The organism is Corallococcus sicarius (assembly GCF_003611735.1).
GTDB classification, from domain to species: domain Bacteria; phylum Myxococcota; class Myxococcia; order Myxococcales; family Myxococcaceae; genus Corallococcus; species Corallococcus sicarius.
In genome coordinates, this window is the sequence record NZ_RAWG01000139.1 from 1 (window position 1) to 23729 (window position 23729).

At 72.2% G+C, this 23729-nt stretch carries 18 protein-coding genes and 3 riboswitches; of the genes, 12 read left to right on the forward strand and 6 right to left on the reverse strand.

Annotated features, from left to right (window positions below):
* A partial coding sequence (locus tag D7X12_RS21450) for a hypothetical protein (RefSeq protein WP_120627154.1) occupies positions 1-195 on the reverse strand: 195 nt, incomplete at its 3' end.
* A gap of 266 nt (positions 196-461) precedes the next feature.
* Positions 462-701, forward strand: a riboswitch (cobalamin riboswitch).
* A gap of 59 nt (positions 702-760) precedes the next feature.
* On the opposite strand from D7X12_RS21450, the gene D7X12_RS21455 reads away from it, so the two are divergent.
* The 9 genes from D7X12_RS21455 (at position 761) to D7X12_RS21500 (ending at position 15378) form a co-directional block, all read left to right on the forward strand.
* A complete protein-coding gene (locus tag D7X12_RS21455) occupies positions 761-2803 on the forward strand; it encodes a TonB-dependent receptor plug domain-containing protein (protein WP_208719195.1) in 2043 nt (680 codons plus the stop codon).
* Positions 2784-4400 (forward strand): MXAN_6577-like cysteine-rich protein, encoded by a 1617-nt coding sequence (locus tag D7X12_RS21460; protein WP_120627143.1) that lies wholly within the window; start codon positions 2784-2786, stop codon positions 4398-4400. The genes D7X12_RS21455 and D7X12_RS21460 overlap by 20 nt, the downstream gene beginning before the upstream one ends.
* Before the next feature lie 42 nt (positions 4401-4442).
* A riboswitch (cobalamin riboswitch) is annotated at positions 4443-4665 on the forward strand.
* A gap of 172 nt (positions 4666-4837) precedes the next feature.
* Positions 4838-6286, forward strand: a complete 1449-nt coding sequence (locus tag D7X12_RS21465) for an ICP22 family protein (RefSeq protein ID WP_244224692.1) — start codon at positions 4838-4840, stop codon at positions 6284-6286.
* Positions 6287-6315: 29 nt separating this feature from the next.
* Positions 6316-6996, forward strand: a complete 681-nt coding sequence (locus D7X12_RS21470) for a cell surface protein (RefSeq protein WP_244224693.1) — start codon at positions 6316-6318, stop codon at positions 6994-6996.
* A gap of 150 nt (positions 6997-7146) precedes the next feature.
* Positions 7147-7485, forward strand: a complete 339-nt coding sequence (locus D7X12_RS21475; RefSeq protein WP_120627145.1) for a DUF4177 domain-containing protein — start codon at positions 7147-7149, stop codon at positions 7483-7485.
* 18 nt (positions 7486-7503) lie between these two features.
* Positions 7504-7663, forward strand: a riboswitch (cobalamin riboswitch).
* Positions 7664-7825: 162 nt separating this feature from the next.
* Complete coding sequence (locus D7X12_RS21485; RefSeq protein ID WP_208719197.1) at positions 7826-9136, forward strand: hypothetical protein; 1311 nt, start codon at positions 7826-7828, stop codon at positions 9134-9136.
* Positions 9133-9909 (forward strand): cell surface protein, encoded by a 777-nt coding sequence (locus D7X12_RS21490; protein ID WP_244224694.1) that lies wholly within the window; start codon positions 9133-9135, stop codon positions 9907-9909. Before D7X12_RS21485 ends, D7X12_RS21490 begins: the two co-directional genes overlap by 4 nt.
* A 284-nt stretch (positions 9910-10193) precedes the next feature.
* Positions 10194-11903, forward strand: a complete 1710-nt coding sequence (locus D7X12_RS21495) for an adenylate/guanylate cyclase domain-containing protein (RefSeq protein ID WP_120627147.1) — start codon at positions 10194-10196, stop codon at positions 11901-11903.
* An 85-nt stretch (positions 11904-11988) separates the two neighbouring features.
* Positions 11989-15378, forward strand: coding sequence for a serine/threonine-protein kinase (locus D7X12_RS21500; protein WP_120627148.1), 3390 nt, complete (start codon positions 11989-11991; stop codon positions 15376-15378).
* Positions 15379-15416: 38 nt separating this feature from the next.
* On the opposite strand, the gene D7X12_RS21505 is transcribed toward D7X12_RS21500, so the two are convergent.
* Entirely contained in the window at positions 15417-15869 is a 453-nt protein-coding gene (locus D7X12_RS21505) for a hypothetical protein (protein ID WP_147443762.1), read from the reverse strand.
* Positions 15870-16078: 209 nt separating this feature from the next.
* Here D7X12_RS21505 and D7X12_RS21510 point away from each other — a divergent pair, with 209 nt between their 5' ends.
* Positions 16079-18352, forward strand: a complete 2274-nt coding sequence (locus tag D7X12_RS21510) for a spermidine synthase (RefSeq protein ID WP_120627150.1) — start codon at positions 16079-16081, stop codon at positions 18350-18352.
* A 16-nt stretch (positions 18353-18368) separates the two neighbouring features.
* On the opposite strand, the gene D7X12_RS21515 is transcribed toward D7X12_RS21510, so the two are convergent.
* The 3 genes from D7X12_RS21515 to D7X12_RS21525 form a co-directional block, all read right to left on the reverse strand.
* On the reverse strand, positions 18369-19139 hold the full coding sequence (locus D7X12_RS21515) for a YoaK family protein (RefSeq protein WP_120627151.1): 771 nt from the start codon (positions 19137-19139) through the stop codon (positions 18369-18371).
* Positions 19140-19250: 111 nt separating this feature from the next.
* The gene (locus tag D7X12_RS21520) at positions 19251-19601 is read right to left on the reverse strand and encodes a histidine triad nucleotide-binding protein (RefSeq protein WP_120627152.1); all 351 of its coding nucleotides are present in this window, start codon (positions 19599-19601) and stop codon (positions 19251-19253) included.
* Between the two features lie 62 nt (positions 19602-19663).
* On the reverse strand, positions 19664-21223 hold the full coding sequence (locus D7X12_RS21525) for a glycosyltransferase family protein (RefSeq protein ID WP_244224695.1): 1560 nt from the start codon (positions 21221-21223) through the stop codon (positions 19664-19666).
* A 9-nt stretch (positions 21224-21232) separates the two neighbouring features.
* Between D7X12_RS21525 and hprK the strand changes: the two genes are divergently transcribed.
* Together hprK and rapZ are read left to right on the forward strand one after the other, a co-directional pair.
* Positions 21233-22198: an HPr(Ser) kinase/phosphatase gene (gene hprK, locus D7X12_RS21530; protein WP_120627153.1), complete on the forward strand. Its 966-nt coding sequence runs from the start codon at positions 21233-21235 to the stop codon at positions 22196-22198.
* A complete protein-coding gene (gene rapZ / locus D7X12_RS21535; RefSeq protein ID WP_120616149.1) occupies positions 22195-23061 on the forward strand; it encodes an RNase adapter RapZ in 867 nt (288 codons plus the stop codon). Before hprK ends, rapZ begins: the two co-directional genes overlap by 4 nt.
* Positions 23062-23074: 13 nt before the next feature.
* On the opposite strand, the gene D7X12_RS21540 is transcribed toward rapZ, so the two are convergent.
* Positions 23075-23719, reverse strand: a complete 645-nt coding sequence (locus tag D7X12_RS21540; protein ID WP_120627159.1) for an imm11 family protein — start codon at positions 23717-23719, stop codon at positions 23075-23077.
* Between the last annotated feature and the right edge of the window lie 10 nt (positions 23720-23729).

The following is a 23729-nucleotide window of genomic DNA, read 5'->3' on the forward strand; positions in this document are numbered from 1 at the left end:
GCGCCCACCCGCCGCCGTGTCGCGCTTCTCCGCCGCCTCGCGCACGTGCAGCTTCCCGTCCAGGGGCAGCACGTCCAACAGCACGTTGAGCGAACCGTCCTTGTTCACGAACGCGCTGCCGGCGCGCACCCAGATGCTCCCGCCCTTGCCCTCGCGGATGGAGAACACCGCCAACCGCTTCCCCGCCGTCAGCATCTTCTTCAACCCTTCCCCTTCACGCCCGCGCCACCACGGCCCGGACACCTCGCTGGCTCGACCGCCTGAGGTCGCGTCGGGGCTTGAGCAGTCCGCGTGCCAGCCGCTGCCCCCTCGGAAGGAGGCGAGACGCACCGTGCGGAGATGTGCGCGGCGTCCATGCGGAAGGATGGGCGCGGATGCTCCAGTGGCGATCTTGCCGGGTGAGAGACGTGGCGTGTTGGACGCGCACGGGCCGCGCCTTGACGTGCCAGGGGTGAACTCCTAGAACGGCCGGGCCCTTGGGTGCCCATGTCGGGCTTTCAAGAGGGAAGCCGGTGCGAGTCCGGCGCGGTCCCGCCACTGTGTACGGGTCGCCCTGAGGTCCAGGGCCGGAAGCCTCGGCAGTCACCACTTCGCGTCACCGGACGCGCAGGGAAGGTGGAGGGTTCCTTCCAGAAGGGCGCAGCGTGCGCCCAGGTCTGGAGTCCGTCAGCCAGGAGACCTGCCCAGGGGTGCGGCCGTGTCCTTTCCGGGACACGTCGCGAGGCCTTTGCTCTTCGACGGAGAGAGCGAAAGGCGGAGCATGCGGCGCTCGCTTCTCGCCCGGGCCGGGTTGGGCCTGGTGCTCAGCTTCCAGGGACTCGCTCACGCTGGGCAGGAACCCGCCGCGTCCGATGATGCCCCGGCGCCCGCCGACGCCCCCGCACCTCCTTCCGACGACGCGGACCTCCCCCAGTTCGTCCTCCCCACCGTGGATGTCATCGGGAAGGCCATTCCCGACGCGCCTCCGGACTCCGCGCGCCGACGCGATCCCACGGGCGCCATCACCGTCATCGATGCCCGCGAACGCGCGGGCGAGGCGCGCGACACCGCGGAGCTGCTCGGCGGATCCGCGAGCCTCGTCGTGCAGGACTCCGGCGGCTATGGCCAGAGCAAGAGCCTCGTGGTGCGCGGTGCGTCCGCCAACGGCGTGCTCGTGTTCCTGGATGGGATTCCGCTCAACGGCGCGGGCGGCATGGCGGACCTGTCGCTCGTGCCCGTCGCGCTGGTGGAGCGGCTGGAGGTCCTCCGCGGCGCGGCGGGGGCTCGCTACGGCGCGGGCGGCCTGGGCGGCGCGGTCAACATCGTCACGCGGCCCCCCTCCTCGCGCCTGCTCTCCAGCGGCGAGGTCACCTACGGCAGCTTCGACACGGTGATGGGGCACGTCGCCGCGTCGGGCGCACTGCTCGACGGACAGGCGCTGGTGCTGTTGCACGGCGGTCGCTCACAGGGAGACTTCAGCTACCGCGTCGATGAGCTGCCCGCGCTGGATGACAACCCGCTCACGCAGGAGGTGCGCACCCGCAACGACGCTCGCGGTGGGGGCGCGCTGCTGAAGTACCAGCACGGCCTGGACAGCGGCGGGCGCGTGGACCTGCTGGCGGAGTGGTCGCTGGAGGACCGCGCGCTCGCGGGCACGGTGCAGAACCCGCAGGTGTCCCGCCGTCAGGACCAGACCCGTCTGTCTCTCGGCGGACGCTGGGGCCGGCCCTTCGGGGACACGGGCGAGGGCAGTGCGCGCGGCTTCTTCCGGCGCGACTGGTTGGACGTCACTGGCGGCGCGGCGGGGCTCGCGGCCGGTGCCCAGCGCTACACCGTGGGCGGTGTGGAGGTGGAGGGCCGCGCGGTGGTGGGAGGTCGCAACGCGCTCGCCATCACGCTCGCCGCATCCTCGGAGGACGTGACGCAGGCGACGGGAGCGCAGTCGGCGTCGTGGTGGCGCGCCAGCGTCATGGCCATGGATGAGCTGTCCCTGTTCTCCGAACGCGTGAAGCTGGTGCCGTCACTGCGCGTGGAGCGCGTGGGGCACTACTCCCTGCTGTCGCCCAAGCTGGGCGCGAGCGCGGACCTGGGCCACGGCTTCGGTGTGCGCGCCAACGCGGGCCAGTCCCACCGCGCGCCGTCGTTCCTGGAGCTCTACATCCGACAGGGTCTGCTGCTGCCCAACCCGGAACTCAAGCCCGAGCGGGCCCTGTCCGTCGATGCGGCGGGCCTGTGGCGCAATGAAGCGTGGAGCATCACCGCGGGCGGCTTCGCGGCGGTGTACGAGAACCTCATCGCCTACGAGATGTATCCGCCGCAGCTCGCGAAGCCGTACAACTTCGCCGCCGCGCGCGTGTGGGGCGCGGAGGTGGAGGTCGAAGCCCGGCCGCGTCCGTGGCTCACCGCCACCACCAGCTATGCGTGGACGCGCACGCAGAACCGCTACGGCGACCCCCGCTACTTCGGCAAGGAGCTGCCCTACCGTCCGCGCCACAAGTGGGTGGGCCGTGTGCGCGCGGGGCCGGATTGGCTCAACGCCCGCACTGAAGTGCTCGTCCAATCCGAGCAGCTCATCAACCGCGTGGGCGAAGCGCGCCTGTCACTCCCCTCGCGCACCTGGGTGAGCGTGGGCGCGTCCAGCACGTTCCTGCACCGGCCGGACCTCACCGTGTCGTTCGACATCAAGAACCTGCTCGACGCGCGAACCGCCGACTACACCGGCATGCCGCTGCCGGGCCGCGCCGCCTACGTGACGTTCGCCGTCGCGTTCGAACCTTCCCGACCGACTTCCTCCGAGGACCCCCATGTCGCGTCCCCTCCCTGATGCGCGGTCGCCGTGGCTCACGTTGCTGCTGACCGTGCTGGTCGCATCAGTCCTCACCGGCTGTCCCGAGGAGAAGGTCGTGTGCACGGCCGGCCTCGATGTCTGCGGCGCCGAGTGCGCGGACCTGCAGGGCGACCCGTCGAACTGCGGCGCGTGTGGCGTCACCTGCTCGGCGGGAGAGGTGTGTCAGGCGGGCGCGTGTGAGTGCCCCTCCGGCGCGGCGGTCTGTGGCGAGGCGTGCGTCCAGCTCGCGTCCGATGCGCGGAACTGCGGGGCCTGTGGCAACGCGTGCCCCGCCGACAAGGTGTGCAACGCCGGCAGCTGCACCGAGGCCTGCTCCCCGGGCTCCGAGCGGTGCGGTGGCGGCTGCGTCGTCCTCGCGAATGATCCGCTGAACTGCGGCGCGTGCGGCGCGGTGTGTCCGGACGTACAGTCCTGCCACGAGGGCCGGTGCATGTATGACGTGGTGACGGCATGCTTCACCAACGGGCAGCTCGTCGGCATCCAGGCGGGCACGGACCGGATGGGGCCCCGGCGGCAGCTGGGTTCGGGCGTGCAGGCATTGGCGGCGTGGGACGGGGTGGTGCTTGCGGCGGATGCGGCGCGCTCGGTGTTGTCGCAGGCATTGGCGGGCGCGCTGGGCACGGTGGTGGAGGAGGACTCGCTGGGCGCGGTGGCCGCGTCTCCCAATGACATCCTCGTGGACCCGCCGTATGTGTATGTCCTTGATTCCACCAACAACACGCTCCAGGTGCTCAAGCGGGAAGGGCCCGCGCAGGGCCAGGGACTGGGATTGCGCACGGTGGGGCAGGTGAACCTGGGCGCGAACACCAGCCCCCAGGTCATCGCGAAGCGCGGCGACACGTTCTACATCCCGCTGTTCGGCACCGCCGGCTCCGACTTCCAGCAGGGCAACGCGGTGGCGCGCGTCAACGTGAGCGACCCCGAACGCCCCCGGCTCGTGGACACCGTTCCGCTCACCGGCCTGGACCTCCAGTCCTTCGACGGTGGGACGACGATGGCGCTTCCGTACGCGGCGGTGTCGGTGGACGCGGGCGTCTACGTCGCGCTCACCAACCTGAACCCCGCGAACGACTACCTGCCCAACGGGCCGGGGATGCTCGCGCGCATCGACCCCGTGGATGGCGGCGTGCACCCCATCAACCTGGGGGCCGCCGACTGCCTCAACGCGGGCGACGTGCAGGCGGTGGGCGACCACCTGGTGGTGAGCTGCCTGGGCGAGGCGCAGTTCGACACCGCGAGCGGCTACCGCGCGAAGGCCGTGCGCGCCACGGGGCTGGTGCTGGTGAAGGACGACCGGCCCGTGGCCTCCTACGCGCTGTCACCGGGCTGCACCGGAGGCCCCGAGCAGGGCTGCAACCTCGCGGTGGGCGGACGGCTCGCGGTGGTGGGCAATGCCGTGTACGTCACGGACGTGAACGCGGGGCGCGTGTTCGTGGTGGAGGTGCGGGATGGCCAGTTCGTGGAGCGGCGGGGGAACTCGACGCCGGACGCGAAGGGCGCCGCGCTGGATGCGTGCCCGGTGGATCCCCGGCGCACGGTGTCCAATGCCATCGACATTGTCGCGGTGCCGTGAGGCATTGCCTGCTCATGCATTGACAAGCCTTGCCTTCCGCCGTACTTCACCGCGCGTCGTTGGTACTCCTCATCACGCAGTTGAGGAGTTTAAAGGGAACCCGGTGTGAATCCGGGACTGCCCCGCAGCGGTAAGCAGGAACGAACGCCGTCCCCGCAAGCACTGGCCCTCGGTGGGCTGGGAAGCGACGGCCAGTAGGTGGGGGATCCGATGAGGGTCTCCCGTGCCCGCGAGTCCGAAGACCTGCCACGACCCATGCCTCCGGGCATGGACAGACCGGAGCCTCCGAGGGGAGGTGACGGGGGTCTTCCGCTCGCGCGGCGTGTCGTGTCCTGACGTGTCCTTCGTTCGCGGTCCGCCCTCCGTCCGCCCTCCCTTGGATTCACCTCGCCCGTGGGGGCGATGCAAGGGAGCAGTCGCGGATGAAGAGAGAGCGGATGAGTTCGGGGCGAAGGCTCGCGTGGGTGCTGACCACCTTCGCGGTGGCGTTGACCGGCGTGGGGTGCGGCGAGGAGTGCGTCGATGACTTCGACTGTCGCGACAAGGGCACGCCTCCCGAAGGACAGCGCTACGCCTGTGTCGAGCAGCGCTGTGAGCTGACGTCCATCCCGGAGGCCGATGCCGGCACCCCGGTGGATGCGGGCACGCCGGTGGACGCGGGCACGAGCAACGACGCAGGGACGAGCAACGACGCGGGCACCCAGACGGACGCTGGCACGAGCACCGACGCGGGTACGAGCAACGACGCGGGCACCCAGACGGACGCTGGCACGAGCACCGACGCAGGTACGAACACCGACGCCGGCACGGAAACCGACGCGGGCACGAACACCGACGCCGGTACTGAGACGGACGCAGGCACCGACGCGGGCACCGACCCGTGCTCGAACGCCACGTACGACCCGAAGCTGGGCACGCTCCAACTGGGGGCAGGCTTCGTCGCCGGTGAGTCGGCCGCGCTGCCGGACACGGTGGGGCCGGTGGGCGTGACCCCGGGCCCGACCTACTCGCTCTACACGGTGGTTTCGCAGAGCTACGTCGGCCCGCATGCGCTGCACTCGCTGGGCACGTGGCCGCAGGTGTCGCTGGGCGCGACGCCGCTCTTCGACGTCGCCGCTCCCGACGACCGCGGACCCTCCGCCATGAACTTCCTCAGCCCCTTCGTGGAGGCGGATGGCCAGTACGTCTTCACCGGCTACACGAAGGGCGGCGAGGGCTTCCCGGGCTCGGTGTCCATCTACGACAGCGCCAACCCGGACGCCTCCACCTACGTCTCCGCGCCGAGCAACTTCTCCGTGGGCATCGTGCCGGGGGCGCTGCTCGTCAACGGCGGTGGGCTCGACACGGTGTCGGCCGGCCTGGCCATCTATGCGCTGAAGACGGACACCGCTCCGTTCACGGCCCTGAAGGTCGGCACGCTTCCCCCCGAGACCGGCGGCAGCGGCTTCACCGCCGTGTCCACCAACGGCGTCGCGATGCTCGGCTACTACTCCACGACCACCCGCTCCAACCTGGGCCACGCGGTGGCCCCGGCGAAGGTCTCCCAGGCGCTCCGGACGGAGACGCCGTTCGTCGTGGCGGATGCCCCCCTGCTCGATGTCGGCTCCAACTTCGTCGCCGCCGCCGGCCAGGGCCCGGGCGTGGCGGTGCTGCGCGGCGACTACCTTCCCCCCACCTACGACTTCGTCGGCACCGACGTCTCGCGCTTCGCCTTCACTGTGACGAACGAGGGGGAGGGCGTCACCGTCAGCGAGCGTCAGCCGGTCCTCACCTACGTGGATCAGTGCACGAGCGTGACGCTGATCACCTCGCTCGGCACGGACCTGCTCGTCGGCGTGGATGACAAGAACGGCACGCGGCTGGTCCGCGTCCAGCAGGTGCAGTGATGAACCCCACCGCTCTCCGGAGACCTCTCATGAAGACCCTTCTTCCGAAGTCGCTCGCCCTGGGATTCGCCGCGCTCCTGACCCTCGCCTGCGGCGGCGAAGCACCGCAGGAGTCCGACTTCGAGCAGGAGCAGTCGCTCGTGGGCACGCCGTTCGCCGACCGCATCGTCTCCTTCACGCCCGGCACCGCCGCCGGGTTCGGGCAGAGCCAGTTGCCGAACATCGTCCTGGGCGCTCCGCAGGGGTCGGGCGCCGGGTCGGGTTCGCTGCACGTGCTGTCGCTGGGACGCAACGGCGTCATCGTCCTGGAGTTCACCGACATCGCGGTGACGAACGGGCCGGGCGTGGACCTGCTCGTCTTCGAGAACGCGTTCCTCAAGCCGGACGGCCTGCCGTTCGCGGAGACCGGCGTGGTGGGCGTCAGCGACGATGGCGTCACCTGGTACGAGTTCCCCTGCGCCTCCGGAAACGTGGCGGGCAACTTCCCGGGCTGCGCGGGCGTGACGCCCGTGTACTCGAACACCAGCAACGGCATCTCCGCCACCAACCCGGCCGTGGCGGGCGGGGACGGCTTCGACCTGGCGGCTGTGGGCCTCACCCGCGCGCGCTTCGTGCGCATCCGGGACTCCGGCGCCAACGGGTACGCGGGCACCAGCGGCGGCTTCGACCTGGATGCCGTCGCCGTGGTGAACGGCGTGCAGCTGCCGTAGCGCGCCCACGCGCGAAAGCCCCGGGCCGTCCTCCAGCGGACGGTCCCGGGCGCCTCGTGTTTCGTGGGGGCACCCTCGGGCCCTCCGAGGTTCCCGGGGTGGGGGACACCGGCTTAGATGCCGGCTGTTCCTCCCCCGGAGTGCGCATCCATGAACCGTCGTCTCGCCTCACTCCTCGTGCTGACGGGCGTCCTGCTCGGCGCGACCGCCGCGTCCTTCCTCCCCGCGGTCGCCCGTGCCCAGACAGCCCGTGCCCGCACGCCGCCGCCCGCGCCCCCACCGGCGCAAGCCGCGCCTCCGAAGGCGGTCCCGCTGCCGCAGTCCTACGAGTACACCTTCGTGAAGCGCGAAGGCCCGGAGGAGGACCTCCTGGAGCTGCAGCGCCTGGGCGCGGAGGGCTGGCAGGTCGTGTCCACCGTCGTCGTGGATGGCAGCACGAAGCGCTACGTGTTGATGCGCGCGCGCCACGCCGAGCCCCCACCGCATTGACATTGCCCCGGGGCCGCCATAGTCCCGCCCCGTCATCGATGCCTTCCCGCCATGGGGCGTGAGGGTCTCCAGGGAACCCGGTGTGACTCCGGGACTGCCCCGCAGCGGTAAGCAGGAGCGGCGCCTTCGAAGCCCCGCTCCCGCGAGTCCGAAGACTGGCGACGACCCGGGGGCCTCTTCACGGAGGACCCGGAGACAGACCGGAACCTCCGCGGGGAGCTGACGGCGTAGGCACCTGCCAGGGCGCGATGAGCGCTCCAGCGGCAAGGTGCCTCGCGTCCGTGCCGCCCCCCGTCAGGAATCCCTCCGCCTCCGGGCGGAGGGAAGGAACGAGGACGCGATGCGGACTGACATGAAGCGGATGGGGACGAAGGGCCAGCGCGCCGCGCTGATGGGCGCCCTGCTGGCGGTGGTGCTGGGCGGGACGGGCTGCGGCTCGGAGTGCGTGGATTCCTTCGACTGCCGTGACAAGGGCACGCCCCCCGAGGGCCAGCTCTGGGCCTGCCAGGAGGAGAAGTGCATCCAGGTTCCCGTCACCCCCGGCACCGACGCGGGCACCGACGCGGGCACGGGCACGGATGCCGGCACCGACGCGGGCACGGGCACGGATGCCGGCACCGACGCGGGCACGGATGCGGGTACGGATGGTGGCACCGACCCGTGCGTCTCGGTGCCTCGCGACGCGGCGCTGGGCACGCTCAAGCTCCAGTCGGGCTTCACCGTCGGGGAGTCCGCGCCCCTGTCCACGGAGGTCGTCGCGGTGGCGTCCACACCCGGGCCCACCTACTCCCTCTTCGCGCTGCGCGAGACGGCCACGGGCCGCGACTTCTTCTCGCTGGGCACCTGGCCGGACGTGAAGCTGGGGGACGCGGCGCTCGACACCGTGCTCGCGCCCGCGGACCGCGCCGTCGGCGTCACCACCTTCCCGTCCTACTTCCTGGCGTATGACGGCACGCGGCTGCTCGCGGGCTACACGAAGAACGGAACCGGCGCGACCGCTCCGGGCAGCGTCGCGGTGCTCGACCCGGCCACGCGGGACGGGGCCACGTACGTCAGCGCGCCGTCCAACTACACCGCCGTGGGCATCACCGACACGTTCTTCATCAACGGCGGCGGCGTGGACACGGTGGCGGACGGCTTCGGTGTCTACGCGCTGGTGACGTCCGCCAAGCCCTACACCGCGGTGAAGGTGGTGAGCTTCCCGGCGCAGGTGGGCGGCAGCGGCTTCTCCGCCGTCGCGGACAACGGCATCGCGGTGTTCGGCTACTCGGAGACCGGCACCTACGTGAACGTGGCCCATGCCGTGTCGCCCGCGAAGCTGTCGGCGGCGGTGTCCTCGCGCACGCCGGTGGTCCTCACGGCCGAGCCCCAGGTCGCCGTGGGCAGCGACTTCACCGCCGCCTCGGCCTTCGGCAGTGGCGTGGCGGTCGTGCGCGGCCCCTACGGGGCGGCCACCGACGTGTCGCGCTTCTCCCTCACGCCGGGACTCACCGGTGACCAGCCCGTCAGCGTGGGCGCCCGCGAGCCGGTCCTCACCGTCGCCGACGCGTGCACCAGCGTGGACCTGCTGTCGTCGCTGGGCTCGGACCTGCTGGTGGTCGTGAAGGACAGCAACGGCCGCCGCATCGTGCGCATCCGGCAGGGCCCGTGACCGTGCGCCCGTGGATGGCGCTCAGCGCGCTGCTCGCCCTGTGCGCCTGCGCGGGCGACACCGACGACGTGCCGCTGCCCCCGTTCGAAGTCGTGGACGCGGGCGGTGACACCGATGCCGGCACCGGAGCCGATGCGGGCACTTCCGATGCCGGCGGCGACACCGATGCCGGCACCGACGCGGGCGTGCGTCCCGTGGATCCGTTCGCGGACCGGGTGGTGTCCTCCACCTTCGGCGACCAGGCCGGCTTCGGGCAGGACCGCCTCCCGAACGTCGTGCTCGGGCCTCCGGTGGGGGCAGGACAGTTCGCGGGTTCGCTCGACGTGCTGTCGCTGGGCAAGGGGGGCACCGTCACCCTGGAGTTCACCGACCTGCTCCTGGTGGACGGCCCGGGCGTGGACCTGCTCGTCTTCGAGAACGCCTTCCAGAAGGTGGGCGGCGACATCTTCGCGGAGACGGCCGCCGTGTCCGTCAGCGACGACGGCGCCACCTGGTACGACTTCGCCTGCGCGGCCACCGACAGCGACGGGGGCTTCCCGGGCTGCGCCGGCACGCACCCGGTGCACTCCAGCCCGGGAAGCGGCGTGTCCCCCACCGACCCGGCCGTGGCGGGCGGGGACGGCTACGACCTGGCGGCCGTGGGCCTGACCCGCGCGCGCTTCGTGCGCCTCACCGACACGGGGCTCAACAGCTACGGCGGCAACTCCGGCGGGTTCGACCTGGATGCGCTCGCAGTGGTGAACGGCCGACTCCCCGACGGCGGCACGCCCTGAAGTCCGGGCCCCTCCCACCTGCCCGCCGGGATGGCACCGGAGGCGGGTGGGGTGGACCGCCTCCCGGCCGCCCGCGGGCGGAACGCACCCTGCGCGTGGGTGGACGGCGCGGGTTCCCCCTGACCGAGTGAAGTCCGACCCCGTTCCCGAGGGCAGGGAGGGGGAGCGGGAGGGCATGACGCGACGCGAGAGGACCCCGGGCCGGCGGCCGGACGCCTGGCCCGTGACGGGAAAATGTCCCGGACTCTCGGAAGATTGGGAGGTCGTGTAATGTCGTGCACCCGATGTGGCAGATCATCATCAACGGGCCCGGCTATTTCGACACGTCGTACGATCTGCCCGAGGGCGTCACCAGCCTCGGCCGAGCGGACGAGAACGATATCGTGCTGGGCGGTGACCTGGTGTCGCGGCGGCACGCGCGCCTCTATGTCGAAGGCGACGCACTCCGCATCGAGGACCTGGGCAGCCGCAACGGCAGCCGGGTGAACGGTGCGCCGCTCCAGGGCAGCAAGCACCTGAGCGCGGGCGACACGGTGGCGCTGGGGGAGAACACCCTGGCGGTGCGCCAGCCGCACACGGTGGAGAACGCCGCCACGGAGATGATGGACCTGGGCGCGGGCGGCGTCGTGCGCTTCGGGCACGGCACGGACGTGGGCCCGTCGGTGCTGCTGGCCAAGAACGTGAAGGATGCCGAAGTCCTGCGCCTCCTGGACAACGTGGGCCCGCTGCCGTTCGACGACGCGTTCTCCGGGCCCTCGCCGGTGGGGGCGTCCTCGTCCTCGTCCTCGTCGTCCGTCGCCAGCCCGCGCGTCTCCTACGAGACGCTGGTGCTGCTGGTGCACGCGGCGGAGGCGCTCGCCACCGCGCGCACGCTGACGGCGTTCCTGGAGACCGCGATGGACCGGCTCCTGGAGCGCACGGACGCGACGACGGCGGTGGTGCTGCTCAAGCACGCCGCGGGGCCGCTGGTGCCCGCCGCCGTGCGCCACCGGGGACGGCTCGCCAAGGGCGAGGTGCCCGTGTCGGACGCCATCGTGGACGAGGCCCTGCGCCAGGGCCGCGCGCTCGCGGTGGGGGACGTGCGCGATGACCGCCGCTTCGCCGGACGCGAGAGCGTCATCATGTACGGCGTGGACCGGGTGCTGTGCATCCCCATCGGCACGGAGCCGCCCTTCGCGGGCGTGCTCTACGTCAACGTCCCCGGCGAGGGCGACACCAGCCTGGAGCTGATGCTGGACACCTGCACCGCGGTGGCCCACATGGTGGCCAGCGGCGTGCAGCGCTTCGCGGTGCGCGACGGTTCGGGCACGGACCGGCTGCGCCGCAACCTGGAGCGCTTCCACTCGCCGGAGGTGGCCGAGCGCCGCGCCGCCGAGGCCCAGCGCGTGGGCGGCAAGCTGCCGGGGCTGGAGGAGAAGAACCTCACCGTGCTGCACGCGGAGCTGGCGGACTTCGGCGCCGTCGTCAGCCGGCTGGGCGCGGCGCGGGCCACGCAGCTGCTCAACGACTTCCACGCGCGCATGAGCGGCATCGTCTTCAGCTTCGAGGCGACCGTGGAGGGCTTCCTGGGCGAGTCCATGCGCGCGCTGTTCGGCGTGCCGTTCGCGAAGGGTGACGACGCGGTGCGCGCCGTGCGCGCCGCGCTGGCCCTGCGCGCGGACTGGGAGCGGGGCATGGCGCGCCGTCCCCAGGACGAGAGATGCGACCTGCGCATCGCGCTGCACTCCACCAAGGCGCTGGTGGGGATGATCGGCACCGATGCCCGCATGGAGTACACCGCCGTGGGAGAGGGCATGGGCGTGGCCGGCTGGCTGGCGTCCACGGCCGGACCCGGTCAGGTGTTGATGACGGGCAAGCTGCTGGCGGCGACGGGTGCGCGCTTCGACGTCATGCCCCTGGGGGAGCGGGTGGTGCGCTCGCCCAAGGACAAGGTGGCGGTTTTCGAGGTGATTGAAGAGGACATGGGCATGCTGACCAACCCCGGCATCCGGTGAAGCGACCGGTGCGGCCGGTTGACGGGTTGAAGCCGGAGCCCCGCTCGGGGTTCAATGCGCTTCCCGTGGTGGACCCCCGCACCGCATGAGCTCTTCGAACCAACCCGCCCGATTGCGTCCCTTCCGGCCGCAGCCCTTCGGCCGGTACACGCTGCTGTCGCACCTGGCCACCGGCGGCATGGGGGAGATCTACCTCGCCCGCCTGGAGGGCGCGCAGGGCTTCGAGAAGCTGTGCGTCATCAAGAAGATCCTCCCGCAGCTCGCGGCGGACCAGGAGTTCGTGGAGCGCTTCGTCGGTGAGGCGCGCACGCTCGTGCGGCTGGGGCACGGCTCCATCGCGCAGGTGCTGGACATGGGCCTGCACGAGGACGAGGCCTACATGGCCCTGGAGTACGTGGACGGCAAGGACCTGCGCAAGGTGGCCGCCCGCGTGCGCGACCGCCAGACGCCGCTGCCGCTCACGTTCGTCCTCTACGTCATGGGCCGGGTGCTGGACGCGCTGGCGTACGCGCACCGCAAGCGGGACGAGGACGAGAAGGAGCTGAAGCTCGTCCACCGGGACATCTCTCCGCAGAACATCCTCATCTCCTACGAGGGGGAGGTGAAGGTCATCGACTTCGGGCTTGCGAAGAGCCGGCTGTCGGCGGCGAAGACGAACCCGAGCATCATCCTGGGCAAGTTCCTCTACATGTCGCCCGAGCAGGCCCGGCACCAGCCGGTGGACCGCAGGAGCGACCTGTACGCGGTGGGCCTGTGCCTCTACGAGCTCATCTCCGGGCAGAACCCCTTCGACGTGCTGCCGCCGGGCGAGCTGATGTCCGCGGTGGCGAACCCGAAGATTCCGCTGATCAATGAAGTGGAGCCGCTGACGCCGCCGTCGGTGTCGCAGCTGGTGGCGAAGGCGCTGGCGGTGGAGCCGGGCCAGCGCTTCCAGACGGCGGAGGAGTTCCGCGGGCGCCTGCAGGCGTGCCTGATGGAGATCGACACCAGCGCCGGGCCGGAGAGCGTCAGCCGCTTCATGCGCGACCTCTTCTCCGCGGACTACCAGTCCGAGCGGCGCCTGCTGGCCTCACTGCGGGAGGTGCCTCGCGAGCCTCGTGCCAGCGGTACGTACGAGGCCCAGGGCGCGCCGCCCCGGCCGACGATGCCGTCGCTGCCGCCGAAGACCATCCGCCTGGATGGGCCGCTGGAGCCGCTGTCCTTCCACCCCACGCCGCGCAGCCGCGAGGATGGGGGAGGGGCGCGCGACGACGGTGAGACGCGTCCGGGCGTGATGGTGGACGAGTCCACCCGTCCCGCCTTCCCGGTGGAGGCGCTGGAGGAGGCGGCCCGGGCCCGTGCGCGGCCCAACCCCACGTCTTCGGAGCCCTCGCCCACGGTGGAGGTCCGCGAGGAGGCGATGGAGCGCCCGACCATCCTGGAGGGCCTCCCGGCCATCCGGCTGCCGTCGGATCCTCCTGCCGCGGAAGAGGCGCCCAGGGGGCCGGCGTTCTTCGAGTCCCTGACTCCGACTCCGACTCCGGCCGGGCCGCCGCTCGGGGAGCCCACGTCGCCTCGCGCCGCGCCGCTGCCGATCCAGGCGGCGGTCGTGGTGCCCGCCGCGGCCCGCGCGTCGTTCTCGGAGCCGGTGTCGCGCGAGGTGCCGGACACGGGCTTCGGGGCTCGCGGTGGGTTGGATGCGCGGGGGGCGTCGCTGCCCTTCTCGGATGCGGTGGCGCCGCGCGCCGCGCCGTCCGGGGTGGAGCCGCGTGCCTTCGCGCCTCCGCCTCCGCCGATGAGCGCGATTCCGGCCATCCGCCCGGTCGAGTCCGGGGCTTCGGGCCGGCTGTCGCTGGAGGGGCCGGTGCCCGTCGTGCCGGCGGATGCGTCGCGGCCGGTGGCGCCGCCGCCTCCGCCGTCCGAGGACTTCGGCGCGGCGCAGTTTGACTCCGCCGCGGGCGGCTCGCTGCCGTTCATGGAACCGCCGCCGCCGCCGGACGGCCCGTTCTTCGACGAGGAGGAAGACCTCCCGCCCAGCCCCTATCCCTGGCCCGAGCCCCGCGCCGAGGCGGGCCGGTTCACGTTGGACGAACCTCGCGCCTCCGAGCCTCCGCGCGCCGAGGTCCGCATCCCGGAGGGGCAGCGCCCCACCGCGGCGATGCCGGCCTCGAATGGCAGCCGTCCGCTGCCCGCGCACGTCGCGCCCACCATCCAGGTTCCCTCCATCCAGTCCTCGGCACCGCTCTCCACCGAGCCCCCGTGGTCCACCGCTTCCGAGGAGCCGGACGCGTTGGACGACGCGAGCCTCTCCGGCCCGGCGCCGCGGCCCACGATGCAGGACACCCGGCCGTCATCCGAGCTGGTCTCGGTGGATGTCCACGCCCTGGAGCCGGAGCCCGGCCTGCCGTACATCACCGCCGAGCCGGAAGATCCCCACGTCGCACGCCAGGGCGACGCGGATACGCATCCGCGCATCCCCATGCCGCGCGCGCCTCGCCGCGAGGAGCCGCAGCCCCGCGTGGTGCTGGACGAAGCCCTGCTGCGCGAAACGAACACGCCGGCCAGTCGCCGGGAGCCCGACACCGGTCCTACCGGTCCCACCAAGGGCCGCACGGGTTCGCGCCGTTCACGCGGTTCGTCACCGGGCACGCCCGCGCGCACGAACACCGCGTCGAGCATGCGCGCCGTCACCGCCCCCCGCGCGGCCCCTGTCGCGGACCCGGACGAGTCCTCCACCTCGCGTTCGTCGCGCGACGACACCCGGCGCAAGGCCATGCCCACGCGGCCGGCGGACGCCGCGGAGTCGTCCCGCCCCGCGCCTCGCGGGCCCGCACCCGCGCGCAGTGCCCTGCGCTCCGTGCTGCTGTTCACGTCCCTGGTGGTCGTGGCGCTGCTCATCGTGGGCCTGGGGCTCTACTTCGTCCCCGAGCTGCGCGTGGCCGTGGGCCTGGAGCAGTCGACCACGCTCACGCCGCCGCCGCCCACCCGGGTCCAGCCACCCCACCGTGCCGTGACCGCCGAGGTGCCGCCTTCGCCAGGGGCCGGGGCCTCCGACGTTTCCCCGACGGCCCCGGTGGTTCCTCCGGCGGCGGCCGTGAAGCCGCAGGGCCCCGACGCGAAGACGCCTCCTGCCGCGCCGACGCTTCCCGACGACGCCACCGACCTGCTCGCCCCGGACGAACCCACCGCTCCTTCAACGCCCGCGCCCTCCGCGAAGAAGGCGGCGCCGCCCCGTCCCCCCAAGCGCGGCGCCTCCGTGCGCGGTTCCACCAAGGGCACCACCGAGCTGGAAAAGCAGTGGACCAGGACGAGCAAGCTCTTCCAGTCCCTGGAGGGCGAGCACACCTGCGCCGCGATGGGCCTGGCGTGCAGCCAGTTCGACGACCTGGAACAGGCCGTCCGGGAGCGCGGCGGCGAGGACCCCGCCCTCCTCAGGACGGTGAAGAAGTTCCACGCCGAGCTGGAGAAGGTGCAGATCCGCCAGGGCTCCAAGTAGGAACCCTGGCCCCGTGATGGACGGAGACTGAAGCCGGCCTAGCGCCGACGGCCCGCGTCCATCGTCCCCGCGTCCATGCGCGTGCCCGCGTCCATCGCGGTCCCTGCATCCATCCGGGTGCCCGCGTCCATGCCCGCGCCGCCCGTGCCCGCGGTGGCCGCCGGGCCGCGATAGCTGTCCGCCAGCCCCGTGCCCAGCTCCAGGGTGCTGCCCCCGGGCTGACGTCCGGAGCCCCCCGTTCCCGGCAGGGCCGTGCTGCCCACCCGGTCGCTGTCGTAGGGCCTGCCGCCCCGCGCCGGGTCCGCGTCCTCCACCTCACTGGCGTTGGTGGTGTCCGTCATCGAGGCCTGCGCCTCCGGGGGACGGTGCTGCGTCTGCACGGGGTCCTGGAACCCCCGGCTCCCCTGGGAAGACACCTCGCTGTTGCAGCCCCAGAGGCCCATCGCCCCACCGACGAGCACCCCCACCGCGCCACGCATGAAGCCCTTCATGGTCATCCCCCTGTCGCGCGAGCCCTGCGCGCCTGTCCCGTCCGGGAAAGTAGGTCCGATGCCCCGCAGGGCCACCCGCCCCTCCGAATGCCTGCCTGGTCGCCCACCGGGCTTTGAGGGTCCCCGGGTTGACAGGGAAGTCCCACTGGCGGGAAACACTCCCGGCGCGGGTCCCTCTGCTGCGCCTCTTTCCCCCGCCTCGAGGCCGCATGGTTCGTTACGCCCTCGCCATCTTCACCAGCGCGTTCCTGCTCTTCGGTGTCCAGCCGCTGGCGGGCCGCTATGCCCTGCCGTGGTACGGCGGCACGCCCGCGGTGTGGACCGCGTGCATGCTCTTCTTCCAGGCCGCGCTGCTCGCGGGGTACGCGTACGCGCACGGAGTGGCCTCGCGGCTGCGCCCGCGCACGCAGGCCCTGCTGCACCTGGGCCTGCTGACGGTGGCGCTGGCGGCGCTCGCGGCGCGGGCCTTCTGGACGGGCTCGCCGCTCTCGCCCGGGGACGGGTGGCGCCCGGGCGTGGATGACCACCAGCCCGTGCTCCGGTTGATGGGGATGCTGGCCGTCACCCTGGGCCTGCCCTTCTTCGTGCTCAGCACCACCGGCCCGCTGCTCCAGTCGTGGTTCGCCCGCGCGCGGCCGGGGCGCTCGCCGTACGTGCTGTACGCGCTCTCCAACGCGGGCTCGCTGCTCGCGCTGCTGGGCTATCCCTTCCTGGTGGAGCCGTGGGTGGGGCGCGGCGCGCAGGCGTGGGGCTGGGCCGCCGGCTTCGTCCTCTTCGTCGTCCTGGTCCTCGCGTGCGCCACGGACGTGCTGCGTCGCACGACGGCGGCGGAGGCCACCGTCCCCGAGACCCCGGGCGCCACCGCGCCGGACGCGTCCAGCGAAGCATCCGGCGAAGCGTCTGGCGAAGCGTCTGGCGAAGCCTCGGGCGCCGCGCCGCGCCCGGGCGTGGCCCGCACGCTGGCGTGGCTGGGGCTGAGCATGTGCGCGTCGGTGCTGCTGCTGGCCACGACGAACAAGCTGTCCCAGGACGTGGCGGCGGGCCCGTTCCTGTGGGTGATGCCGCTGGCCGTCTACCTCGTCACCTTCATCCTGGCCTTCTCGCGCGAGTCCTTCTACCGGCGCGGTGCGTACTCGGTGGCGCTCATCGCCGCGGTGGTCATGGTGTCGTACGCGCAGAAGGAGGGCCCCACGCTGGGCCTGGGGTGGCAGGTGCTCTTCCACGCCTTCGCGCTCTTCACGGGCGCCATGGTGTGCCACGGAGAGCTGTTCCGCTTCCGCCCGGCGCCGCGCCACCTGAGCGCCTTCTACCTCTGGGTGTCCGTGGGCGGGGTGCTGGGCGGCGTGTTCGTCAACCTGGTGGCGCCGGCCCTCTTCAACGTCTACTGGGAGCACCCGCTGTCGCTGGGCGCCTGCTGCGCGATCGCGCTCGCGGGCATGATGCGCCGTCCGCCCGCGGAGACGCGGGTGGGGCGCGTGCAGCGCACCCTGCGCGGGGCCATGCTGGTGCTGGTCGCGGTGAACCTGGGGCTGCTCGTCTCCGGGGCCCAGGGCCGCGTGCGCTTCTCCGAGCGCAACTTCTTCGGCATGGCGCAGGTGCTGGAGCAGGGCCGCAACAACCCGAAGCAGCACCAGTTCACCCTGCGCCACGGCGCCATCACCCACGGCTGGCAGTACATCGAACCGTCGCGCCGCAACGCCACGACGTCGTACTACACGCCGCAGAGCGGCCTGGGCCTCGCGCTCACGGAGCAGCGCCGGTGGCGGCGGGCCCTGGGGCTCCCCAGCGAGCTGCGCGTGGGCATGCTGGGGCTGGGCGTGGGTGGCAGCGCCGCGCTGATGGAGGCGGGGGACCTGCTGCGCTTCTATGAAATCAACCCCGTCATCATCGCGCTCGCCCAGGGACAGGGCGGCTACTTCAGCTACCTGAAGGACTCGGCCGCGCGGACGGAGGTGGTGGAGGGCGACGCGCGCATCTCGCTGGAGCAGGAGCTGGAGCACGGACAGCCGCAGCGCTTCGACGTGCTGGCGCTGGACGTCTTCAGCTCGGACGCCATCCCGGTCCACCTGCTGACGCACGAGGCGGTGGCGCTCTACCGCCAGCACCTCGCGCCGCACGGCGTGCTGGCGCTGCACATCAGCAACCAGCACCTGGACCTCGTCCCCATCAGCGTGACGCACGCGCGCGCCTTCGGCATGTCCTCCACCCTGGTCATCACCGAAACCAAGGACGACACGCTGGCCAGCATCTGGATCATCCTCAGCCCGGACCGGGAGTTCGCCTGGGGCCCCACCTTCACGCGCTCCCCTTCGTACGTGCGGAGGCTGGCCCTCCACGGCGAGCCGGACTACGTCTGGACGGACGAGCGCAGCAGCGTGCTCCAGGCGCTGCGGGGCCCGAAGATTCCCCGCGACTCGCTGACGGAGAAGATCCGGGACGCCGCTCCGCCCACGCCGCCGGTGGCCCAGCCCGCGTCCCCCTGAGCGGCCGCGCCGAAGTTCAGCGCCCCGGCCCGCCGGGCGACGCCGAGGGCAGGGCGGACAGGCGCACGTCCAGCGCGGCCAGCACGCCCAGCGCCGCGCACGGCAGCACCAGCGTCACGGCCCCGTGGCGCAGGAACAGGAAGGGGCCCAGCGTGGAGCCCGCGAGGAACGCCAGCGCCAGGCCCAGGTGCAGCCGCGTGCGCTCGAACTGCACGGCGGAGGGCAGGTCGCGCAGGCGGCGCCACAGGCCCGGCGCGTCCTCGCCCCGGAGGCCGTCGCGCACCCACGCCATCATCTGCACCAGCTGGATGCCGATGTCGGTGAGCAGCCCCGTCACGTGCGTGGTGCGCACCACCGCGCCGGACAGCCGGGTGACGAGCGCGTTCTGCATCCCCATGGCGAAGGCCAGCGCCCACAGGAACACCGGCGCGTGCACGCCCACGCTCAGCGTCATGCCCACGCCGATGCCGCCCAGCACCCCGGCCTCCAGCAGCAGCGCGGAGACGTGCCGGCCGCGCGTGCGGTGGCGCGAGGCATCCAGCAGCACCGCCGCGCAGGTGGCGCCCGCGATGAACGCGCCCATCAGCTGCGCGGACAGCCAGCCCGCCTCCGAGCGCCCCAGCGCCAGCGACTCGCCCAGCGTCGCCATGTTCCCGGACATATGGGACGTGTGCGCGCCCAGGGCCACGAAGCCCACGGCGTTGACCCCCCCGGCGACGGCGGCGAGCAGCAGGGCGAGGCGTGAGTAGGCACGGCGGGTCTGCGGCGACGACTGGGCACTGAACATGGGCGGCGGGCCCGCCCGGGAAGAAGGGGGGCCACGCAGCCGCGAACGCTAGCACCCGCCACCCGTCGCCTGTCACGCGACCGGGGGGCAGGGGATTGCCTCCGGGCCCGGCTAGCCCGGCGGCCAGTGGAGGGGTCGGCCCGCGAGCAGGTGCAGGTGGATGTGGAACACCGTCTGCCCCGCGTCGCGCTGGGTGTTCATCACCACCCGGTAGCCGCTGTCCCCGTGGCCCCGCTCGCGCGCCACCTTCGCCGCGCCCAGGTAGAGGCTGCCCACCAGCGCCCGGTCCTCCTCCGTGAGGTCGTTCACCGTGGGGATGTGCTTGCGCGGGATGAAGAGGACGTGGGTGGGGGCCTGGGGGTTGATGTCCTCGAAGGCCAGGCAGTGCTCGTCCTGGTAGACGATCTTCGCCGGGATGGCACCTTCGCGAATCTTGCAGAAGAGGCAGTCGGATTCGGGCATGGGGGGTGGCTTACCAACGCGCCGGGTGGGGCGGAAAGGGCCCTTGCGGGCCATTCGTCCGGTTACGGCAGGCGCCACGAATAGCCGGGGTCCGGCACGCAGCCCGCCCCGGACAGCTTCACCAGCGCCAGCGGGCCGTCCCGGGCCACCGTCGCGCCCGCGCCCTCGTAGCCCGCCCGGGTGATGACGTGGCTGAACAGTCCTGAACCCCGCCCCGGCCCTGAATGCGGGTACAGCGGCACGTTCCGGTGGAAGTAGCTGTAGCCGCCCGCCCACGCCAGGTGCACCGACTCCACCTTCAGGCCGCACACGTCGTCCTGCCGGCCCGCGAACACCAGCAGCCGGTTGACGGAGCCCTGGTCGTCCCACGCGCTGTCCTTGGGCCGCACGCGCTCGTACTGGCCCAGCTCCCCGAACGTCAGCGCCCCCGCGCCCGCCGCGGACATCAGCGCCCCCGCCACCACCGCCACCGTGGCCGTGGCCCGCGCCGGGAAGCCGCGCAGCATGCCCAGCACCGAATCCAGCCCCAGGCCCGCGAGCGCCGCGAACAGGGGCATCACCGGCACCAGGAAGCGCAGCTCCTTGTGCGGCTGGTACGCATGCAGCACGACGAAGCCCACCGCCAGCGTGGACAGCCCCCACGCCCGGGGCAGCGCCAGGAGCGCCAGCGCTCCCGTGAGGAGGGACAGGCCCGGCATGGCCCGGCGCAGGATGCGCGGGTAGTAGTCGAAGGCCTCCGTGCCGAACTGGGCCGCCTTGCCCTGCACCAGGTTGAAGTCCAGGTAGACGAAGGCGGAGTGGAACCAGCGGCCCCAGGTGAGCTTGTCCAGGAGCCCGAACGTCAGCGCCCACCCGGACAGCACCCCCAGCGTCACGCCCGCCTCGCGCCACTGGCGCCGCGCCAGGAGCACCCCCAGCAGGCCCACGCAGAAGACGCCGTTCTGCAGCCGCAGCAGCACCGACAGCCCCAACAGCGACGCCCCCGTCACCAGGGCCCGCCGGGACACCCCCCGGGGCAGCGCCAGGGCCAGCCCCAGCGCCACGGGCAGCGCGGAGGCGTTCTCGCTCATGGCCCGGGGGCCGAAGTACAGGGGCACCACCGCCAGCGCGAACAGGGCCGCCCCGGCGGACGCCCCCAGCGACGAGGCGCCGGACGCGCGTGACAGCCGCCACGTGGCCCACGCGGTCGCCGTTCCTACGAGCGCGAAGAAACCCTTCACCAGCGCCAGATAGCCCGAAGGTTCATCCAGACCGAGCAGCCGGCCGAGCCCCAGCACCCCCGCCACCAGGGCCGGGAGGGCCCAGTTCCGGGCGCCCTCCACGAACTCCCAGGCGATGAGCCCGTAGCCATAGACGAGCCGGTGGGCGGGCTCCAGGCTCTGGTAGACCTCGTCCGGCCAGTAGATGCCGTCGTCGTGGAGGGCCCGGTGCAGGCGCAAGCCCGCGCCCAGCGCCAGCACGAGCCCCAGGAGCACCAGGCCCAGGCGGCGCTCGGCCAGAGCTTCGACCGGAGCCGAGGCCCGAACCGGGGCCGGAGCGGAGGTCGAGGCTTTCGGGGTGGCAGGCGGGGCGCGGCGGGACACGGCGGGGTTCACCTCCGGAGGCCGGTGGGTGATATCCACGTCCTGACGATGAAATCCATTCGCATCTCCCAGCTCCTCGAGGACGAGGGCCACGACCTGCGGCTGACCCTGATGGCGGGCTCGCAGGGCCTGAAGCGCACGGTGGACTCCTCGCGCATCCAGAAGCCGGGCCTGGCGCTGGCGGGCTTCACCGAACACCTGCACCCGCACCGCGTCCAGGTGTTCGGCAACACGGAAATCTCGTACCTGGCCACGCTGCCGGAGGACGGTCAGCGCGCGTCGCTGGCCAAGCTCTTCGGCGAGGAGGACCTCGCGTGCGTCGTGGTGACGAAGGCGCTGGACGCCCCCAAGGCGCTGGTGGACGCGTGCGAGGCGGCGGGCCTGGCGCTGATGAAGACGCCGCTGCTCTCCAGCGAGTTCATCCAGCGCGTGCAGATGTTCCTGGAGGACGCGCTCACGGAGTCCAGCAGCCTGCACGGCGTGTTGATGGATGTCTTCGGCGTGGGCATCTTGCTGTTGGGCAAGAGCGGCATCGGCAAGAGTGAGATTGCCCTGGACCTGGTGATGCGGGGCCACCGGCTGGTGGCGGACGACATCGTGGACGTCACCCGGAGGAAGGGGGCCGTCTACGGCGCGGGCAACCCGGTCATCAAGCACCACATGGAGATCCGCGGCCTGGGCATCATCAACATCAAGGACCTGTTCGGAGTGTCGGCCGTCCGGGAACAGAAGAAGATTGAGCTTGTCATCGAGTTGCAGGAATGGGATCCGCACCAGGAGTACGACCGCCTGGGCGTGGAGGACAAGCATCTGCAGATTGTGGGAGTCGACATCCCCTTGTCCGTTGTTCCCGTGCGTCCCGGACGCAACATGGCCACCATTGTCGAGGTGGCCGCGCGCAACCAGCTGTTGAAGCTTCAGGGCCACCACTCGGCGCGAGAGTTCGCCGAGCGACTCAATCGAGCCATCGCCCAGGGGGCGATGCGCCGCAATCTGGGAGAAGAGGTCGAGTGACCGCCGCCCCTGCGAAGCAGATCATCGTCATCACCGGCATGTCCGGATCCGGAAAGTCCACCGCCATCCGAGCGCTGGAGGACGCCGGGTTCTTCTGCATCGACAACCTGCCGGTGCTCCTGTTGCCCAAGCTCACGGAGCTCGCGGGCGGCGGCAACATCGAGCGCATGGCGCTGGTGATGGACGTCCGGGAAGGCATCTTCCTCAAGGACGCCCCCCGCGTGCTGGCGGACGTGCGCCGCGCGGGCCACCAGGTGGACGTGCTCTTCCTGGACTCCAGCGACGACAGCCTCCTGCGCCGCTTCAGCGAGACGCGCCGCCGCCACCCGCTGGCCCCGGAGGGCACGGTGGCGGAGGGCATCCGCGCGGAGCGTGAGGCGCTCAAGGACCTGCGCGAGCTGGCGGATCAGGTCATCGACTCGTCGGCGCTCAACGTCCACGACCTGAAGCGCATGGTGCAGGGGCGCTTCAGTCCGGAGCCGACGACGGGGCCCAGCCTGTCCATCATGTCCTTCGGCTACCGGTACGGCGTGCCGCCGCAGGCGGACCTCGTGTTCGACGTGCGCTTCCTGCCGAACCCCTACTTCGTGCCGGAGTTGAAGGGGCTCACGGGCAAGGTGCCCAAGGTGTCCGCGTACGTGCTGGACCGGGACGAGACGCAGCAGTTCCTGGACAAGGTCGTGGACCTCTGCCGGTTCCTGTTCCCGCGCTACCAGAAGGAGGGGAAGGCGTACCTCACGGTGGCGCTGGGATGCACGGGCGGCAAGCACCGCTCGGTGGCGCTGGCGGCGGAGATGGTGCGCAGGCTGTCGGAGGACTACGGCCGCGTGCAGCTCTGGGACCGGGACATCGAGAAGGAGTAGGGCCTGGCACTTTTCAGTGCCGGGTGTCGGTCACCGGGGTGAAGCGCGCGCCGGTGACGCGCTCCTTTTCGAGGGCTTCCTTCACGACCTCGGAGACGACGAGGGTGACGGGCCAGCCCCAGGGGCGGAACACGCGGGCGCGGCCCACCTTCGCCGGGTCGATTCTCAGGCCCTGGACGGAGCGGTACTGGCCCACGCGAGCGGGCAGGCCGTCCCCGGGGCCGTAGCGGTGGACCTCCAGGCACGCGGCTTCGTCCACGCAGCGGATGAGGCGCGTGGCGACGAGCAGGAAGTACGGCTCCCACTGGCCCTCGATGTTCACGGGGAGCAGCTGCACGTCGTCGGGGGCGAGCCGCTCGAAGACGGCGGCCACGCGCGGGTGCACGACGGGCGTGAGGCCCGCGCCGGCGAGGGAGAAGTCCAGCGGGGCCCTGCGGGCCTCGTTGGGGATGTGCATGGGCCCGTCGACGGAGACGGGGTGCCCGGCGGTGAACATCCACACGCCGCCGACAACCTCGTCGTCCAGGCCGCGCGGGTCGCCGGGTTCCCAGTGGCCGGGGGCGCGGAAGTCATCGTGCAGGTCGTAGAAGGTCGCGGTGAGGGCGCGACGCGTCGTCTTGCGAAGGGGGGCGTGGGCGGAGCCGCCCTGCGCGACGATGCGGACGGCG

Coding starts and splice junctions, on each gene's coding strand:
- D7X12_RS21455 (WP_208719195.1), top strand. CDS start 761: ATGCGGCGCTCGCTTCTCGCCCGGGCCGGGTTGGGCCTGGTGCTCAGC.
- D7X12_RS21460 (WP_120627143.1), top strand. CDS start 2,784: ATGTCGCGTCCCCTCCCTGATGCGCGGTCGCCGTGGCTCACGTTGCTG.
- D7X12_RS21465 (WP_244224692.1), top strand. CDS start 4,838: ATGAGTTCGGGGCGAAGGCTCGCGTGGGTGCTGACCACCTTCGCGGTG.
- D7X12_RS21470 (WP_244224693.1), top strand. CDS start 6,316: ATGAAGACCCTTCTTCCGAAGTCGCTCGCCCTGGGATTCGCCGCGCTC.
- D7X12_RS21475 (WP_120627145.1), top strand. CDS start 7,147: ATGAACCGTCGTCTCGCCTCACTCCTCGTGCTGACGGGCGTCCTGCTC.
- D7X12_RS21485 (WP_208719197.1), top strand. CDS start 7,826: ATGCGGACTGACATGAAGCGGATGGGGACGAAGGGCCAGCGCGCCGCG.
- D7X12_RS21495 (WP_120627147.1), top strand. CDS start 10,194: ATGTGGCAGATCATCATCAACGGGCCCGGCTATTTCGACACGTCGTAC.
- D7X12_RS21500 (WP_120627148.1), top strand. CDS start 11,989: ATGAGCTCTTCGAACCAACCCGCCCGATTGCGTCCCTTCCGGCCGCAG.
- D7X12_RS21505 (WP_147443762.1), bottom strand. CDS start 15,869: ATGAAGGGCTTCATGCGTGGCGCGGTGGGGGTGCTCGTCGGTGGGGCG.
- D7X12_RS21510 (WP_120627150.1), top strand. CDS start 16,079: ATGGTTCGTTACGCCCTCGCCATCTTCACCAGCGCGTTCCTGCTCTTC.
- D7X12_RS21515 (WP_120627151.1), bottom strand. CDS start 19,139: ATGTTCAGTGCCCAGTCGTCGCCGCAGACCCGCCGTGCCTACTCACGC.
- D7X12_RS21520 (WP_120627152.1), bottom strand. CDS start 19,601: ATGCCCGAATCCGACTGCCTCTTCTGCAAGATTCGCGAAGGTGCCATC.
- hprK (WP_120627153.1), top strand. CDS start 21,233: ATGAAATCCATTCGCATCTCCCAGCTCCTCGAGGACGAGGGCCACGAC.